The following is a 15,473-nucleotide window of genomic DNA, read 5'->3' on the forward strand; positions in this document are numbered from 1 at the left end:
TCATGAAAAAAATAACCACTTACTGGATATTGATCATATCACTGCATGTTCTTTTCACCGGATGCGGTGATTCCATGGGAGAAACCGATCTGACACTTACAGAAGTAAAGACGTTGATTGAACCGATGAACGAAAAAAGTATTGAACTTCTGCCCGCAGCTTCTGCTTCTGTCTATTTTGAGTGGGAACACGCAAAAATTGACGGTGGTCCTGCCATCTATCAAATCGCTTTTGACAGGACAGATGGTAATTTTTCAAATCCCCTTTATGTAGCCTATTCCGGAAATAACGGATTTAATAACAATATTACACTTTCACACAAACAGCTTAACAAAATCATGGGAATGGCAGGCGTAGAACCTTCAAGCACAGGAACCATCAAATGGACTGTATTCTCATCGAAAGGCACCCACGCAGCTAAAGCGACGCAGGAGAACAGTCTGACAATTACCCGCCTGGCCGGTTTTGCCGAAGAGGATATCCCGGTAGATCTTTTTGTAACTGGCGAAGCTTCTGAAGGAGGTACAGACCCGGTAAAAGCACATAAGATGAAGGCAGTATCCACCGGCGAGTTCGAAGTGTATACCAAACTGAAGGCGGGAAAACCATTTTATTTTGTAAATGCTGTTTCCGGTACACCAAACAGATTTTCCATCGCAGATGATCTGGTCAAAAAAGAAGGCACATCAACTGTTTCATCCGAGGGAATTTATCGGATTACTCTTGACTTTAATACCGGAGCAAGTACCGTCACGCAGGTTACGCGGGTTGCCTTCTACTTCAGTCCGGAAGGAAAGATACTTTTCGATATTCCCTATATAGGTTACGGAGTTTTCCAGACAAGGGAAACAGTTACTTTTAAACAAGAAGGATGGGGACGTGATGAACGGTATAAATTCAGAATGTTTGTGAAGGAAGATGCAGGAGCTGGAGAGGAGAAAGAACTCGAATGGGGTACGCTGAATCAAACCGACTCGCGTCCGACAGCCTCAAGCCCTGAATCCTACTACTATCTCAAGCTGATGAACCCAACCAGATGGGACAACAAATGGAAACTGATGGGCGACTTTGATAATAACCCCGGAATATACACTATTTATCTGCAGGCGGATAAGCCGTATACCCACTCGATCACCAAACCATAAATAAAATTCATTATATTATAAAGAGAGTAAGAGTGAAATAGTTTAGACAAAAAAACGAATTTCATTCTTGCTTTCTTTGTTAATTGCATCAAGAAAAACTATTTTTATGGGTGAATGTATAGCTTTTCAGACTGCACTCTGAAAATAAGAAAACAATTAACGCCCGATTGGGTAAAAACAAAGGAAATAGTAAATATGAACAATAAATATCTTATACTTCTCCTGGCGATGATCCCTTGCTTGTTCGCGTGTGAAAGTGAAAATATTCCAAATTCGGGAGATGACGATGGAAACAAAGAAACCATTGACTGGAACAAGGCTGCTAATAACGGATGTGACGCATTAATAACCTCTTTTTGGAATACAAATGGTCAGTATTTCAATACCAATAACAACGGCAATACCACATTTCAGTACTGGCCAAATGCGCATGCACTCGATGTCCTGATCGACGCCTACACAAGAACGAATGACGCCACCTACAAAAGTTATTTCGACAAATGGTTTACTGGCGTGAAGGTGCGCAACGGAAACACCTGGGAAAATGACTTTTACGACGACATGGAATGGAATGCACTGGCGCTATTGCGTGCATGGAAGGCCACCGGCGATGTACGATACAAGAATGCATCACTCGAACTCTGGGGCTATATCAAACAGGGATGGAACGATCAGGCTGAAGGAGGTATCACCTGGAAAAAAGGAATGGAGTATAGTAAAAATGCCTGTTCCAATGGTCCAGCAGCTATTTTGGCGGCTCGGCTCTATCAGGAGTTTGGGAATACGGAAGACCGGGAATGGGCAGTAAAGATTTACAACTGGCTGAAGACAACACTGGTAAATACCAACAACGGGATGGTGTACGATAATATCGACGCACGTACCGGAGTAATCAAAAAGGAGTGGATCTTCACTTATAACCAGGGTACTTATATCGGTGCCGCCGTGGAACTGCACAAAATATTCAACGAAAAAGCATATTTGAACGACGCTGTACTGGCGGCAGACTATACCATCAGCAGCCTGGTAGACAATTCCATACTCAAGAGTGAAGGAAACGGAGACGGGGGCCTTTTCAAAGGTATCTTCGTCCGTTATTTCACTCAGCTGATACAGCAGGAAAGACTCGATGCAGCTGCACAAAAACGATACCTGCAGTTTATGAAACTCAATGCGGAAACCTTGTGGAATCAGGGTACCCAAAAACCGGGCACCTTCTTTGGTCCCAACTGGAGGGTAAAACCCGGAACAACAGTCGGATTAACCGAACAACTCAGCGGCTGCATGTTGATAGAAAGCGCAGCTTTATTAGATAAAAAAGGACTCTTATGAAACAGTTTTACACCCTCCTCCTGATGGTATTTGTGAGCATTGGCTGCACTACGGACAAACAACTCACCAGCTATGTAAACCCGCTACTGGGGACGGCCACACTATGGGAACCCGAAGATCTGGGATATGTACGTACCTGGAAAAATCGCACCTGGGGAGCCGAGGTCTTTCCAGGCGCTTCACTACCCAATGCAATGGTGCAGCTAAGCCCGGTAACACAGTTCAGAAGCGGTGCCGGTTATCAGTACGAAGACACGGTAATCTACGGATTTGCCCACACCAACAAGGGTCACTGGAACCTGCTGCATTTGCCGATGCTGCCGGCAACCGGAGAAATATCGGCTTCGGACTATGCCTCTGGATACAGCCACCTGAATGAATCTGCCCGTCCGGGTTACTACCAGGTTTTTCTCGAAAAATACGGAATCAATGCTGAACTTACCTCCACGCTCCGCTGTGGCTATCACCGGTATACCTTTCCGAAGGGAGTAGAGAAGAAACTGATAGCAGATATGACACGGACCAACAACCGGGTGAAAGATTGGAACATTCAACAGGAAGAGGAGTATGTCTTCACCGGATTTCAGGATACGGATGGGAAAATATACTTCTATGCCGTATCAAACTATCCCATAAAGGACATCCGGCAAGTGAAGGACGACAAACATGAGATTTCTCTGGTATATTTCGGTGAAAGCCGAAAGAACGAACCGTTGGAACTAAAAATAGGATTTTCCTTTGTAAGCGTGAAAAATGCGAAGATGAACCTGGATAAGGAGATGATTCACAAGGACTTTACGCAAGTAGCAAAGGAGGCTGATAAAACATGGGAGGAATTATTATCGCATATCAAGGTTACAGGAGGAACAACACGTGAAAAAGGAATTTTTTATTCTACCCTATACCGTTCATTCCTATGGCCTGCACTACGTAGTGATGTTAACGGTGACTTCACCGACGAACGGGGAAACGTGGTAAATGAAGGGTTCCGCTATTATACCAATCCCTCGTTTTGGGACGACTACCGGAACAAGCTTGTGCTGCTGGGAATGATCTCTCCGGATGTCACGACGGACATCATCAAATCAATCACCGATAAGGGTGAGAAAAGAGGAGGCTATATGCCCACCTTCTTCCATGGCGACCATGCTTCGGTGTTTGTAGCCGGAAGCTGGTTACGCGGTATTACAGGGTTTGATCTGGAGCGTGCTTATAAATTGCTGCTCAAAAATGCAACCGTTCCCGGTCAGGGTGGAAGGCCCTATCTCGATGAATATCTGAAGCGGGGATGGATTGCAGAAAAAGATACTACCCACGTCCCCACCTGGGACGAGTACAAGGCGGCCGTCACCAAAACAGTGGAATATGCCTACGACGACTATGCGACAGCATTGATTGCCAAGGAGCTTGGGGATCAGGAGAATCACGACCTGCTGATGCGTCACTCCGGAAATTACAAAAACCTGTTCGACCCTTCTACCGGCTTCTTTCGCGGAAAGATTGAAACAGGAAGCTGGATAGCCGATTTCGATCCCTACTACCCCTATTTCGCCTATATGTACCGGGAAGCCAACGCCTGGAACTCACTCTTCTTTGCTCCCCACGATCCGGAAGGAATGATTGCTCTCTATCCTGATCACAAGGCGGTGGAGCAGAAGCTCGACTCACTCTTCACCGAACCATGGCGGGGTTATGAGGCACACAACATGACCGGCTTTATCGGTAACTACTGCCATGGCAACCAGCCCTCCCACTCGATTCCATACACCTACTACTTCATCGGGAAACAGGAGAAGGCGCAATGCGTACTGGACAGCATCATGGGCCGATTCTATGATATGGGAGAGGAGAAGCTGGCTTACGCCGGCATGGACGATGCGGGAGAGATGTCAGCCTGGTATGTCCTCAATGCGATCGGATTATATACCTACTCACCTGCCGATCCGGAATACATCGTGTCGGTGCCGCTTTTCGACAAGGTGACATTCACCCTGGGTGACAATACCACTTTCACCATCCTGAAAGAAGGAAATGGAAAGAAGATCAGACAAATCAGATATGATGGTGATGTAATAAACGGGTGGTTTGTCACGCATGATCAACTCAAAAAAGGCCGGGAATTGGTGATCACAACCGCCGAATAGGATTTTCTCAGCTGATCCGGCTCCAGTCGTACCGGTTACCGCCAAGGCGGCTGAGCTGCTGCTTCAGCACCTGGTGCTCCGGCTGCTCCAGCGCCGGATCTTTTTCAATCACCCGCTCCGCAATCTCGCGGGCGCCATAGACCGTCACATGGCTAGTGTGCGGGGAGTGGGTGGGGCGGTCATCACAAGCATGTGAGGCGGATGGCTGCTTTTCTCCCACAGCCTGGCGCGCTGCACCACACCAAAGCGGTGCTGCTCATCGATCACCACGAAACCCAGGTTGCGAAACCGCACCACATCCTCGATCAGGGCATGGGTTCCAATCAGGATATTTACTTTCCCGGAAAGCAGCCCTGCGTGGATCTCCTCCCGCTCTTTCTTTCTCGTGGAACAGGTCAGTAACGATACACCTACGTCCACTCCGAAGAACAATTGGGTAAAAGATTCAAAAATAAAGGACATAAAAACAAAACCGATGCTTTCTATCCTGCAAAGCGGGTACTTATCTCTTCCGACTTTTTTCAGAGCCTCGATCACTCTGCCATTCTTTCTGGTTATGCCGAGATAATAAAGCACGCGCTCATACACTCGACCGTGGATTGGGAAAAATTGCTCTCTTTCCCATTAGACGAGATCAACTATCCCCAAGATGGTGTTTCACTCCGTAGGGATTGAGCGGGCGATCGTGGATAAGGATCCCTATGAAAAGAATATCCGCAAAGCACTCAACTTGGGTCACACCACAACCCACGCTTTTGAAAGTTTCGCTATAAGCCGAGGTACACCAGTGCTACACGGCTACACGGCATTGTTTCTATCCTCAAGAAACGATTCAACGCAGCATAAATGTTAAATTTTACTTTTAGATAATACTTTTTCATAACTTTAGTGTCTTGTGGTATAGGTGGATTGTGAGCCCACTCTGATGTCAATGGGGATTTCAGAGTGGACTCAATTGTAAAGTTTATAGCTTAATCGGATGAAAAACAAGGATAGCAGATTGATAAAAAAATTAAAGACTGGTAATGAAAAAGCCTTTGAAAGAATTTTCTATCTCTATAGCGATAGACTGTTCCTTTGGGCCTATAAAATAACGGGCGACCATTTGGCCTCGGCTGATATCGTACAAGACTTTTTTGTCCGCTGTTGGGAAAAACGCGATATTTCATCATTTACTCTTTCTTTCAAAGCTTATGCGTATAAATCTATTTACAACGCATCATTAAATTACATCAGATATCATAAACGTTTCGTGCCTGGGTATGAAATCACAATCGACTTGATTGACGAAAACGTAAACGATGAAGACCTGGAAGAATTGAAACGCTTGCTCACAAAAACCGTTGATGAATTACCTGATAGGTGCAAGAAAATATTCGTTATGACCACTCTCGAGAAGAAAAAATACACCGAAGTTGCCGATCTTCTTGGCATATCTGTCAACACTGTTAAAGTACAGGTATCCAAAGCTTATCGGATATTAAGAGAAAAAATCGGATAAATTAAATCTCCACAGAGTAATACTTTTTATAAACTGCTGTGTCCTATTGTAAACAAGCCTCTAAAATATGTTACGAAAACAAAAAAATAATATCGATAAATGGAAATTGTTATTGAAGGTGTTGAGTGATGAGCTACCTGAGGATGACAACCAATTTCAACGCTGGCTAAATGAAAATTCAGCGAATAAATCGCTCTATAAATCACTAAAAGAAGGCCAAGGCGACGATGCGCTATTTGACAAAGAGCAGGTGTTTAAAAATATCTCAAACAAACTCTCGTTGAATACCACGAGAAAAACCGGTTGGCATCGAACGAAGTGGTTCAAGTACGCGACTTCTGCCGTCGCGATCGTTGCACTGTTTATAATTGCTATTTATCACGTTACTCGTGAACCCCATATTCCTGAAGCGGTAGAGAAAAACATTTTTGACCCGGGCTCCAAAAAGGCATATCTGCTTTCTATGAAAGGCGAAATGATTGATCTGTCTGAATCTTTTGAAGTGAAAAAAGAGGACGGAACCATCATTTCAAATAAAAGCGAGGGTATGATAAGTTTTGAAAAGACAGCATCTGTTAATAGAAAAATAGAACAACAAACCATCTACGTCCCCAAATCGGGTGAATATGAACTGGTACTTGCCGATGGATCCAGAGTCTTTCTTAATTCGGAATCACAATTGACATTCCCCTCTTATTTTGAAGGAGATACTCGACGTGTGGAGTTGATCGGAGAAGCCTATTTCGAAGTAAAAAAAGAGGATAAACCGTTCGTTATTCTCACGCCGGAACTTACCGTTGAAGTATTGGGCACTTCATTTAATATCAATGCATACGAAACGAATCCCTACGTGAATACTACTTTGGTGGAAGGAAATGTTCGAGTTCATCTCGCTGAAAGTCAAAAAGTGTTTCAATTAAAACCGGAACAAAATTTACGATTGAATAAATTATCGGATGAAGTGTCCGTCCAGCAGGTCAATACCGATATATATACTGCTTGGGTTAAAGGTGAGTTTATGTTTCGAAATCAGCCTCTACCCGAGATATTTGCTCAACTGGAGCGCTGGTACGATTTCAAAATCGTTTATGAGAATCAGGATATCAAAAAAATGCGCTTTACCGGAAGTGCCCAGAAAGCAAAGCCACTAAATTATTTACTGGATCTAATAACTGCTGTTACAGACATTCAATATCGAAACGAGAGAGATAAAATAATTCTATATAAATAATTATGTAGAAGGCCGCCCGATTTTAGGCCTTTCGGGCAGCCTCAATGCATTAAAAAAATTATATGTCAACAATTCATTTAAAGCACTCAAATGTATGAAAAAAAAGAGACTTAAACAAAAATTCCCCATAAGGGAATTGAAAAAACTATTCTGTATCATGAAACTGGTTTTTTTCTTTTTGCTATTGAGTACCAATTTAATATGGGCGGTACAGACCTATGCCCAGATTACATCGTTGAATTTGGATCTTAATAACGTGGCACTTGAAGAAGTTTTCAATGCCATTCGTAAACAAAGCGAATTTGAATTCTTCTATAACAATGATCAGATAAACACTACAGTGAAAGTAAGTGTCAAAGCAAAAGAAGCTGATATTGAAGAGGTACTAGAACAAGTGTTACCGGCTATTTACGAGTACAAGATCAAAGACCGATACATCCTGATCAATAAACGGAAGGAAGTTACCCCAGGGTTATCTCCCCAGCCTCAACAGATAAAAAAGACAATCATAGGAGTAATTACCGATCAAAAGGGCGAATCAATTATTGGAGCGAATATTGTCGAAGTAGGTACAACTAACGGTACCGTTACAGATATAAACGGGAATTTCGCATTAAGAGTAGAACCGGATGCCACAATCCATATTTCATATATCGGATACCTGTCACAAGACATTTATACATCAGGAAGAAACACTTTTAAGATTGTTTTGGAAGAAGATACAAAAGCGCTGGAAGAGGTGGTCGTGGTAGGGTATGGTACACAAAATAAAGTAACCATCACCGGATCAATTTCCACAATTTCCACAGCAGAACTAACACAGAGTCCTGTATCTAATATAAGCAATGCGCTGGCTGGTCGTTTACCCGGCCTTTTATCGGTTCAACGAAGCGGGCAACCCGGAGCAGACCAATCGACCATCAGAATCAGAGGTGTTAGCAGTTTTTCCGGCACACAAGATCCTCTCGTTATAGTAGATGGCATTGAAGGTGTAAATTACAACGTGATTGATCCGAATGAGATTGAAAGTGTCTCCATCTTGAAAGATGCCTCTGCAACGGCAGTTTATGGTGTGAGAGGGGCTAACGGTGTCATGATCATTACTACAAAGAGGGGGCAATCAGGCGCTCCTAAAGTCAGTTACTCATATGAGTATGCAGTGCAAGAGTTTAGTGATGTAAGACATAGCATGAACGCGGTGGATTATGCGACACATTACAACCTTGCCCAATCATACGATGGCTACATTACAGGCGCTTATAATCCCCATTTTTCTAATGAAGCTATTGAAAAATTCAGAACTCACGAGGATCCCGTTTTTTATCCCGATGTAGACTGGTTCGCGTATATGTTTGACAAAACCAGCGGCCAACAACGGCATAATTTTAACATCAACGGCGGTACCGATAAAATCAAGTATTTTGTTTCTTTGGGTTATTTCACGCAGGAAGGACTAATTAAACATACACAAACGATTACTGATTATGATGCGGGAATCAAGTTTGAAAGATACAATATTCGCTCTAACTTCGATTTTAACATCACAAATCGACTCTCGTTGAATGCCGACATTTCTACTCAGATTGAGGACAGGTCGGGCACCAATACTCCCGTCACAAGATTATTTGAACAAGTTTGGAGATCTAACCCGATGGATGCCCCTAAACTCAAAGATACAGGTGGAAGATATGTGGTATTGGATACTAAAATGGATCCCGGCAACCCCATAGACTATTTGATAAGTTACGGTTATAAAAGAGACTACAGCAATTATTTGAACGCATCAATACGGTTAAATTATAAATTAGATCAAATTACCAAAGGGTTATCAATACGGGGTCTAATTTCATATAATAATTATTATCAACAAGCCCAATATTATTCAAAAAACAAAGAATCCTATTCGGCGATAAGATTGAATGACGGGACAATTAATTACATTCCGATAACAGAACCATCTCCTTATGGATTCAGTGAATCGATGGGCAAAAACAGAAAAATTTATTTTGAAACAGCTCTTGATTACAATCGTAAATTTGGACTTCATAATGTAGCCGGGCTACTACTTTATAATCAAAGCAAATATCATTCACCTAACCTTGCCTATCTCATTCCCAACGGGTACCAAGGTTTGGTAGGCAGGATAACCTATGACTATGCAAACCGTTACATGTTGGATGTCAATTTCGGGTATAATGGAACTGAAAATTTTGCAGAGGGTAAACGATTTGGATTCTTTCCTGCAATTTCGTTAGGATGGGCAGCCTCAGAAGAATCATTCTTCCCTGAAAACGATTTCCTGACATTCTTAAAGCTGAGGGCTTCCTACGGAGAAGTGGGTAACGACAGAGTTGGCGGAGCCAGATTTTTGTACAGGCCTTCTTCCTGGATATATGTAAATAACGATTACAGGTTTGGAATAGGAGCAGATGTTCAGGGACATAGAGGAGCTAAGGAGGCAGCACTCGGTAATCCGGACCTGACATGGGAACGCGCAAAGAAAACAAATATTGGTGCTGATGCTGCCTTCTTACAGGACAGGTTAAAAGTAACAATTGATTATTTCACAGAAAAAAGAGACAATATACTCACCACGTTTAATACGATTCCATTCGTTGTAGGGGCACAACTTCCTCCTTATAATTTCGGTAAAATGAACAATGAAGGATGGGATGGAGAAATCTCCTATAATAACAAGGTTAACCTGTTTAATTATTGGATAAAAGGAAATCTCACCTATGCCCGCAATACAATTATTGAAATGGATGAAATAACAAGACTTTATCCATATCTTATGCGAACAGGCCAATCATATGGGCAAATGTACGGACTTAGAGATGATGGTCTATATAATTCCTGGGAAGAAATTAACAGGGTAAACAGGCCACTATACCAGATGCAAAATGACAAAATTCAGCCGGGTGATATTAAATACTATGATATAAACGGCGATGGAGTAATTGATGGTGACGATCAAATACCGATTGGCTATTCAAATTTTCCTGAAGTGATATTTGGTACTTCCATTGGAGGAAATTTCAAGGGATTCGATTTTTCAATCTTATTCCAAGGAGCCTCAAATGTAAGTCATAGATACCATAGACGAGAAATCAGAGGGTTCGAGGAGGGTTCCAATGCTCCAGATTACATGATTGCAAGCTGGACACATGAACGGTATCAGCAAGGTTTACCAATCAATTTCCCCAGGTATAATTTGGGAATAACTTACGCGAATGCAAATCATCAAAGCTCCACGTTTAACACAGTAGATGCCTCGTATGTACGATTAAAAAATATCGAGTTTGGTTATACCTTATCGGGAAAAATTTTAAAAAATATAGGCTTGAATTCGATACGGATTTATATTAACGGGGATAACCTTCATACCTGGGATTCATTGTTACCGGGAACAGATCCTGAATCAACCGGTGCCGGTTTAAGTGAAAATGACAGGCCTTATCCTGTCACCCGAAGGCTGAATTTTGGTTTAAACGTTAAATTTTAAAACTATTGAAAATGAAAAAGATATTTTTACTATTAATTGGCTTTACTATATTATCGGGTGTTTTGACCTCTTGTGAGGATATTTTCGGAGATTTTCTTGATAAAGCACCCGGAATAGATGTGACAATAGATACCATATTCAGCTCTCCCAGTCAGGTTGAAACTGCTATCGTCCATTTATATAATTATGATGCAGGAGGATTCTCCATATTTCCAGTGGCCGGGGGCGCTATGCAATGGGAGTATAATACAGCCTACTCGGATGAAGGTCAGTCGGGGCAAACCTGGACTTTCTCTAATACCTATAATTCCGGTGCACTGACTGCAGCTGGTATGTTTCCAATTGATAGAGCATTTAACTCCCGCTGGGTAGGTATCCGCCATGCCAATATACTCCTTCAGCAAGTTGATGATGTTCCGGGAATGACAAGCCAACAGATCAATGAGGCAAAAGGGCAGGCTAGATTTATACGTGCACTGCGCTACTTTGAAATGTTTAAGCGTTACGGCTCTGTTCCTATTGTTGAAACTCCCTTTGAATTAAGTGATGATTTTTTTGTTGGGAGAAATAAGTTAGAAGAAGTTGTAGATTTTATAGTGGCGGACTGTGACGCGGCAGCATCACTATTGCCTGAAAAACAACCGGTTGATATGTTCGGAAGAGCCTCGAAAGGTGCGGCATTAATGTTAAAGGCCAGAACCTTGTTATATGCAGCAAGTCCCCTCTTCAACACCGGAACTCCTTATCTGGATATGGATAATAAAGAACATAACAGCTATATCTGTTTAGGAGATTATGATGTGAATAGATGGCAGGTTGCAGCTGATGCAGCTAAGGCATGTATCGATTGGGCTCAATCGAACGGTTATCATTTAATCACGGATAAAGGAGTGGATGAGAACTACAGATACATGCATGAGAATGACGGGAATGCGGAGATCATTTTAGCATCTCGCATCTACGGACGCGGGGCAGCCTGGAACTGGCCATGGATTGGTTTTATCATCTGGTCTCATTCACACGGTTCAAGTATGACTTACAATTTTTTACAGTTATATGAAAAACAGGACGGAACACAGCAAGATTGGAATCCTATCGGGGGTGACGACCTGACTGAAAAACTTTCGGAGCTTGACAGGCGATTCCATCAATCTACTGCTCCGGTTGGATCGTATTGGAATGCCGATATTCCGATGGTGAATTCATTTGTAGGAGGCAATCTCAACGCAGGCTGTTTTGGTGGAACATGGATTACAAAATTCTGTCCGCAAGGGATGAGAAAAAGTGGGGGTAGTTACGCACCCAACGATGTGATTTTTCGGCTTGCTGAAGCATACCTCAATTACGCAGAAGCATTGAACGAGTCTCAAGGACCTGTAAATGAGGCGTATAATTATGTAAATATAATCCGATCCCGGTCAGGTCAACCTGATTTACCCCCTGATCTCACTCAAGACCAGTTTAGGAAACGTGTTCGAAATGAGCGTGCTATTGAACTTTTCGGAGAATTCCATCGTCAGTGGGATCTCAATAGATGGCTTATAGCCGAAGAAGTTTTCAACAAAGATTTCCAGGGGTTCAAAGCTTATAGAAACCCGGCTCCGCCCAATTTCAGATATGAAGTGTATAATATTGGAACCAGAATTTTTCCACGCAGACAATATCTTTTACCGTTCCTCCGCGATGAGGTCTTGAAAAAAGACTATTTAGCTCAAAATCCGGGATGGGATTGAGAGAATTATTTAACAGAAAAACAAGCTTAAAAAAGCGTATTGTAATCTTAATTTAAATAGAATATGACTTTAAAATATATTATTCAACGACTGAATATATTTTCTATTTCAGTTATCTTTTTTACTTCTCTCTTCGTTGAACCTGCATTTACCCAAGCAGGAGATACCATAAAGTATAATCAGGAAAAAGAAAATATTGCGTATGGGATACAACCAGACTGGATGGTGACAGGTGCAATATCAAAGATTTCAGGCAATGAACTCAGATCATCTTTCGTGACTAATTTCGCAGGTACTTTACCGGGAAGTTTATCCGGGTTGACGGCAATTCCTGGCAACAACGAACCCGGTTATGAAACATTCAATATGGTTAGCCGGGGAATCAATACATTTGGGATAGGTGAAACCGACATGTTGATCCTGGTAGATGGATTCGTGGATGTCAATTTTCATAGCCTGACACCTGATGAAATTGAATCTGTTGCATTACTTAAAGATGCGGCTGCTACCGCTATGTATGGGAGCAGAGCTGCAAACGGGGTATTGTTGATAACAACAAAAAGAGGGAAAGAGGGGCCTTTATCTATAAACTTCAGCATGCAACATGGTTTGCAAAAGCCCACCAATCTGCCAAAGTTTTTAGGAGCATATGATTACGCTAAGCTTTATAACGAAGCCAGAATAAATAATGGAATGGCGGAACTCTATACAGAAGCTGATTTGAATTCGTATCAGAAAGGGGATGATCCTTACCTGCATCCCGATGTAAACTGGTATAATGAGTTGCTGAGAAACTCATCTCCTTTATCGAATTATAATCTCAATTTTTCGGGTTCATTTTCCGGAGTCCGCTATTTCGTATCATTAAATCATTTGAGAAATGATCTTTTGTATAAAAAGACCGGTGATTTGTCTGAATTCAGTGTCAATTCAAATTATTCACGTACCAATTTTCGGACAAATGTAGATATTGATCTTGGAAGCAGATTCAGTGCTAAAGTGTCGTTGGGCGGAAGTATCGAAGACAAAGAAAATCCGGTTAACAACAACACAAGTAGCATATTTTCACTTTTATCTCAAATTCCACCCAATGCATTTCCGGTCTATAACCCAAATGGAACATGGGGTCGCAATGAGTTATATTCAAATCCATTGGGTGACATGATGGAGTTGGGTTTTTTCACCTCAAATTCGAGAACGCTTCAAGCAAATTTCTCTCTTGATTATCAGCTTGATATGATTACACAAGGATTAAGTATCACCGGATTGATTTCGATGAATAACTGGTTTAGAAGCTACTCAAGCAAGTCGAGGACCTACAGGAGTTTTGCCATTACAGATACCGGTGGTGAGATAACGTATATTCCTTTTGGCGTGGAGACTTCTTTAACAGGAGCTGAAGGTAGTTCGTCGCAGTATAGGAACACTGCCTACCAGGTTTGGTTGAATTATGATCGCAATTTCGATATTCATGATGTGAGCGGGATACTAATGGCAAACGCGGATGAAGAGGTTTTCGGCGGTGATCAATTTCCTTACAGACACCTTAATCTAAGTGGCCGGGCAACCTACGCTAACAGAAAAACCTACATAGGTGAGTTTAGTTTCAGTTATATGGGTTCCGAAAATTTTCCCAAAGATTCACGATTCGGTTTTTTCTCCGCCGTTTCTTTGGGTTGGATCGCTTCGAATGAGCCATTCTTGAAAGAGAATGAATTCCTGAATTATCTAAAATTCAAGGGATCATACGGGTTGGTTGGAAATGATAAAATCGGCGGTCTCCGTTTCATGTTTCAACAATATTATCCCTTTACTTCAAATTATTATTTTGGCACTGCAAATTCAACTGCAGACGGAATTGTACAGGGATCACCGGCCAATACATCAGTAACCTGGGAAAAGGAAAGAACACTTAATATTGGATTCGAGGCAACTGTTCTTGATAACTGGGATGTGGCTTTTGATATTTTTAATCGTGACAGGAACGATATCCTGGTTATACCAAATAAGACGTTACCAGATTTCATGGGATTCTCGAAGCCCTACATTAATGACGGGAAAACAAACAGCAAGGGTTTTGAAGCAAAAATAGGTTATTCAAATAGTATATCGAAAGACCTCAATTTTTTTGTCGAGACCAATATATGGTATCATAAAAACAAACTTGTTTTTAGTTCAGAGAATCTTCAGTTACATGACTATTTATACAGGGATGGACTACCTATTAATCAGCCCTTCGGACTTGTAGCCAATGGTCTTTTTAAAGATGAAAATGACATAGAAAACAGCCCCTTACAGGCATGGACCGACATTAAGCCGGGCGATGTAAAATATGTTGATCAAAACAATGATAACATTGTCGATGAAAGAGACCTGTATCCTATCGGAAACACCCCGGTACCTACGCTTAGTAGTAATTTAAATGCCGGTTTCCAATATAAAGCTGTAGATTTTAAGGTTTTTCTCCAAGGAGTGGCCAATAGAACGGTCTCTTTAACCGGATCTCTGTTCCATGCCTTTCAGAATGACGGGAAGATAGGTGAGATTGCTCTGGATAGATGGACACCTGAAACAGCGAATACTGCTACCTATCCAAGATTAACCACCCTTAATAATGAAAATAACTACAGGTATTCAACCTTATGGCAACGGGATGGAAGTTTCATAAAATTGCGTAATATTGAGCTTGGATATACTTTCCCTGCTAAACTCATCGAATCAATCGGATTAGAAAATGTGAGGATATTCGTGAACGGAACCAATCTTTTTTCATGGGATCATATGAAGGGTTATCGGGATCCTGAAATTGAATATGGATACCCTGCTACAAGAAGCTATAGCATGGGAATTAATATTCAACTACAATAATTATGCAACATTTA

The 15,473-nt window shown here is 41.8% G+C and carries 11 protein-coding genes and 1 pseudogene; 10 read left to right on the forward strand and 2 right to left on the reverse strand.

The features are described from left to right. Positions 1-2: 2 nt before the first annotated feature. The 3 genes from AC1HCU_RS10640 to AC1HCU_RS10650 all read left to right on the forward strand — a co-directional run bounded on the left by AC1HCU_RS10640 (position 3) and on the right by AC1HCU_RS10650 (position 4,621). Positions 3-1,145 carry a SusE domain-containing protein gene (locus tag AC1HCU_RS10640; RefSeq protein ID WP_294080545.1) on the forward strand — a complete coding sequence of 381 codons (1,143 nt, stop codon included), beginning with the start codon at positions 3-5 and terminating at the stop codon, positions 1,143-1,145. A 195-nt stretch (positions 1,146-1,340) separates the two neighbouring features. After that, positions 1,341-2,477: a glycoside hydrolase family 76 protein gene (locus tag AC1HCU_RS10645; RefSeq protein ID WP_294080543.1), complete on the forward strand. Its 1,137-nt coding sequence runs from the start codon at positions 1,341-1,343 to the stop codon at positions 2,475-2,477. Then, positions 2,474-4,621 carry a GH92 family glycosyl hydrolase gene (locus AC1HCU_RS10650; RefSeq protein ID WP_480365844.1) on the forward strand — a complete coding sequence of 716 codons (2,148 nt, stop codon included), beginning with the start codon at positions 2,474-2,476 and terminating at the stop codon, positions 4,619-4,621. The genes AC1HCU_RS10645 and AC1HCU_RS10650 overlap by 4 nt, the downstream gene beginning before the upstream one ends. A 7-nt stretch (positions 4,622-4,628) precedes the next feature. Here AC1HCU_RS10650 and AC1HCU_RS10655 read toward each other — a convergent pair whose 3' ends face one another. Next, the gene (locus AC1HCU_RS10655) at positions 4,629-4,712 is read right to left on the reverse strand and encodes a hypothetical protein (RefSeq protein WP_480371161.1); all 84 of its coding nucleotides are present in this window, start codon (positions 4,710-4,712) and stop codon (positions 4,629-4,631) included. Next, positions 4,701-5,071 (reverse strand): annotated as a pseudogene (locus tag AC1HCU_RS10660) (DEAD/DEAH box helicase); the annotation flags it as partial. The gene AC1HCU_RS10655 and the pseudogene AC1HCU_RS10660, both read right to left, overlap by 12 nt. Between AC1HCU_RS10660 and AC1HCU_RS10665 the strand changes: the two are divergent. The 7 genes from AC1HCU_RS10665 to AC1HCU_RS10695 all read left to right on the forward strand — a co-directional run bounded on the left by AC1HCU_RS10665 (position 5,054) and on the right by AC1HCU_RS10695 (position 15,459). Next, on the forward strand, positions 5,054-5,296 hold the full coding sequence (locus AC1HCU_RS10665) for a hypothetical protein (RefSeq protein WP_286855852.1): 243 nt from the start codon (positions 5,054-5,056) through the stop codon (positions 5,294-5,296). The pseudogene AC1HCU_RS10660 and the gene AC1HCU_RS10665 sit on opposite strands and share 18 nt — an antisense overlap. Then, complete coding sequence (locus tag AC1HCU_RS10670) at positions 5,271-5,474, forward strand: 3-dehydroquinate synthase family protein (RefSeq protein ID WP_480365846.1); 204 nt, start codon at positions 5,271-5,273, stop codon at positions 5,472-5,474. Before AC1HCU_RS10665 ends, AC1HCU_RS10670 begins: the two co-directional genes overlap by 26 nt. Positions 5,475-5,600: 126 nt before the next feature. Then, positions 5,601-6,122, forward strand: a complete 522-nt coding sequence (locus tag AC1HCU_RS10675) for an RNA polymerase sigma factor (RefSeq protein ID WP_480365849.1) — start codon at positions 5,601-5,603, stop codon at positions 6,120-6,122. Positions 6,123-6,189: 67 nt separating this feature from the next. Next, positions 6,190-7,353, forward strand: coding sequence for a FecR family protein (locus AC1HCU_RS10680; RefSeq protein ID WP_286854240.1), 1,164 nt, complete (start codon positions 6,190-6,192; stop codon positions 7,351-7,353). A 157-nt stretch (positions 7,354-7,510) separates the two neighbouring features. Beyond that, the gene (locus AC1HCU_RS10685) at positions 7,511-10,858 is read left to right on the forward strand and encodes a TonB-dependent receptor (protein WP_480365851.1); all 3,348 of its coding nucleotides are present in this window, start codon (positions 7,511-7,513) and stop codon (positions 10,856-10,858) included. A gap of 11 nt (positions 10,859-10,869) precedes the next feature. Then, positions 10,870-12,591, forward strand: coding sequence for a RagB/SusD family nutrient uptake outer membrane protein (locus AC1HCU_RS10690; RefSeq protein ID WP_286855854.1), 1,722 nt, complete (start codon positions 10,870-10,872; stop codon positions 12,589-12,591). A 63-nt stretch (positions 12,592-12,654) separates the two neighbouring features. Next, positions 12,655-15,459, forward strand: coding sequence for a SusC/RagA family TonB-linked outer membrane protein (locus AC1HCU_RS10695; protein ID WP_286855855.1), 2,805 nt, complete (start codon positions 12,655-12,657; stop codon positions 15,457-15,459). Positions 15,460-15,473: the final 14 nt, after the last annotated feature.

It is taken from the genome of Proteiniphilum sp. LBM24028, assembly GCF_056629195.1.

Excerpts from the sequence above, each read along its gene's own strand:
- AC1HCU_RS10640 (WP_294080545.1), top strand. The coding sequence starts at position 3 with ATGAAAAAAATAACCACTTACTGGATATTGATCATATCACTGCATGTT.
- AC1HCU_RS10645 (WP_294080543.1), top strand. The coding sequence starts at position 1,341 with ATGAACAATAAATATCTTATACTTCTCCTGGCGATGATCCCTTGCTTG.
- AC1HCU_RS10650 (WP_480365844.1), top strand. The coding sequence starts at position 2,474 with ATGAAACAGTTTTACACCCTCCTCCTGATGGTATTTGTGAGCATTGGC.
- AC1HCU_RS10670 (WP_480365846.1), top strand. The coding sequence starts at position 5,271 with ATGGTGTTTCACTCCGTAGGGATTGAGCGGGCGATCGTGGATAAGGAT.
- AC1HCU_RS10675 (WP_480365849.1), top strand. The coding sequence starts at position 5,601 with ATGAAAAACAAGGATAGCAGATTGATAAAAAAATTAAAGACTGGTAAT.
- AC1HCU_RS10680 (WP_286854240.1), top strand. The coding sequence starts at position 6,190 with ATGTTACGAAAACAAAAAAATAATATCGATAAATGGAAATTGTTATTG.
- AC1HCU_RS10685 (WP_480365851.1), top strand. The coding sequence starts at position 7,511 with ATGAAACTGGTTTTTTTCTTTTTGCTATTGAGTACCAATTTAATATGG.
- AC1HCU_RS10690 (WP_286855854.1), top strand. The coding sequence starts at position 10,870 with ATGAAAAAGATATTTTTACTATTAATTGGCTTTACTATATTATCGGGT.
- AC1HCU_RS10695 (WP_286855855.1), top strand. The coding sequence starts at position 12,655 with ATGACTTTAAAATATATTATTCAACGACTGAATATATTTTCTATTTCA.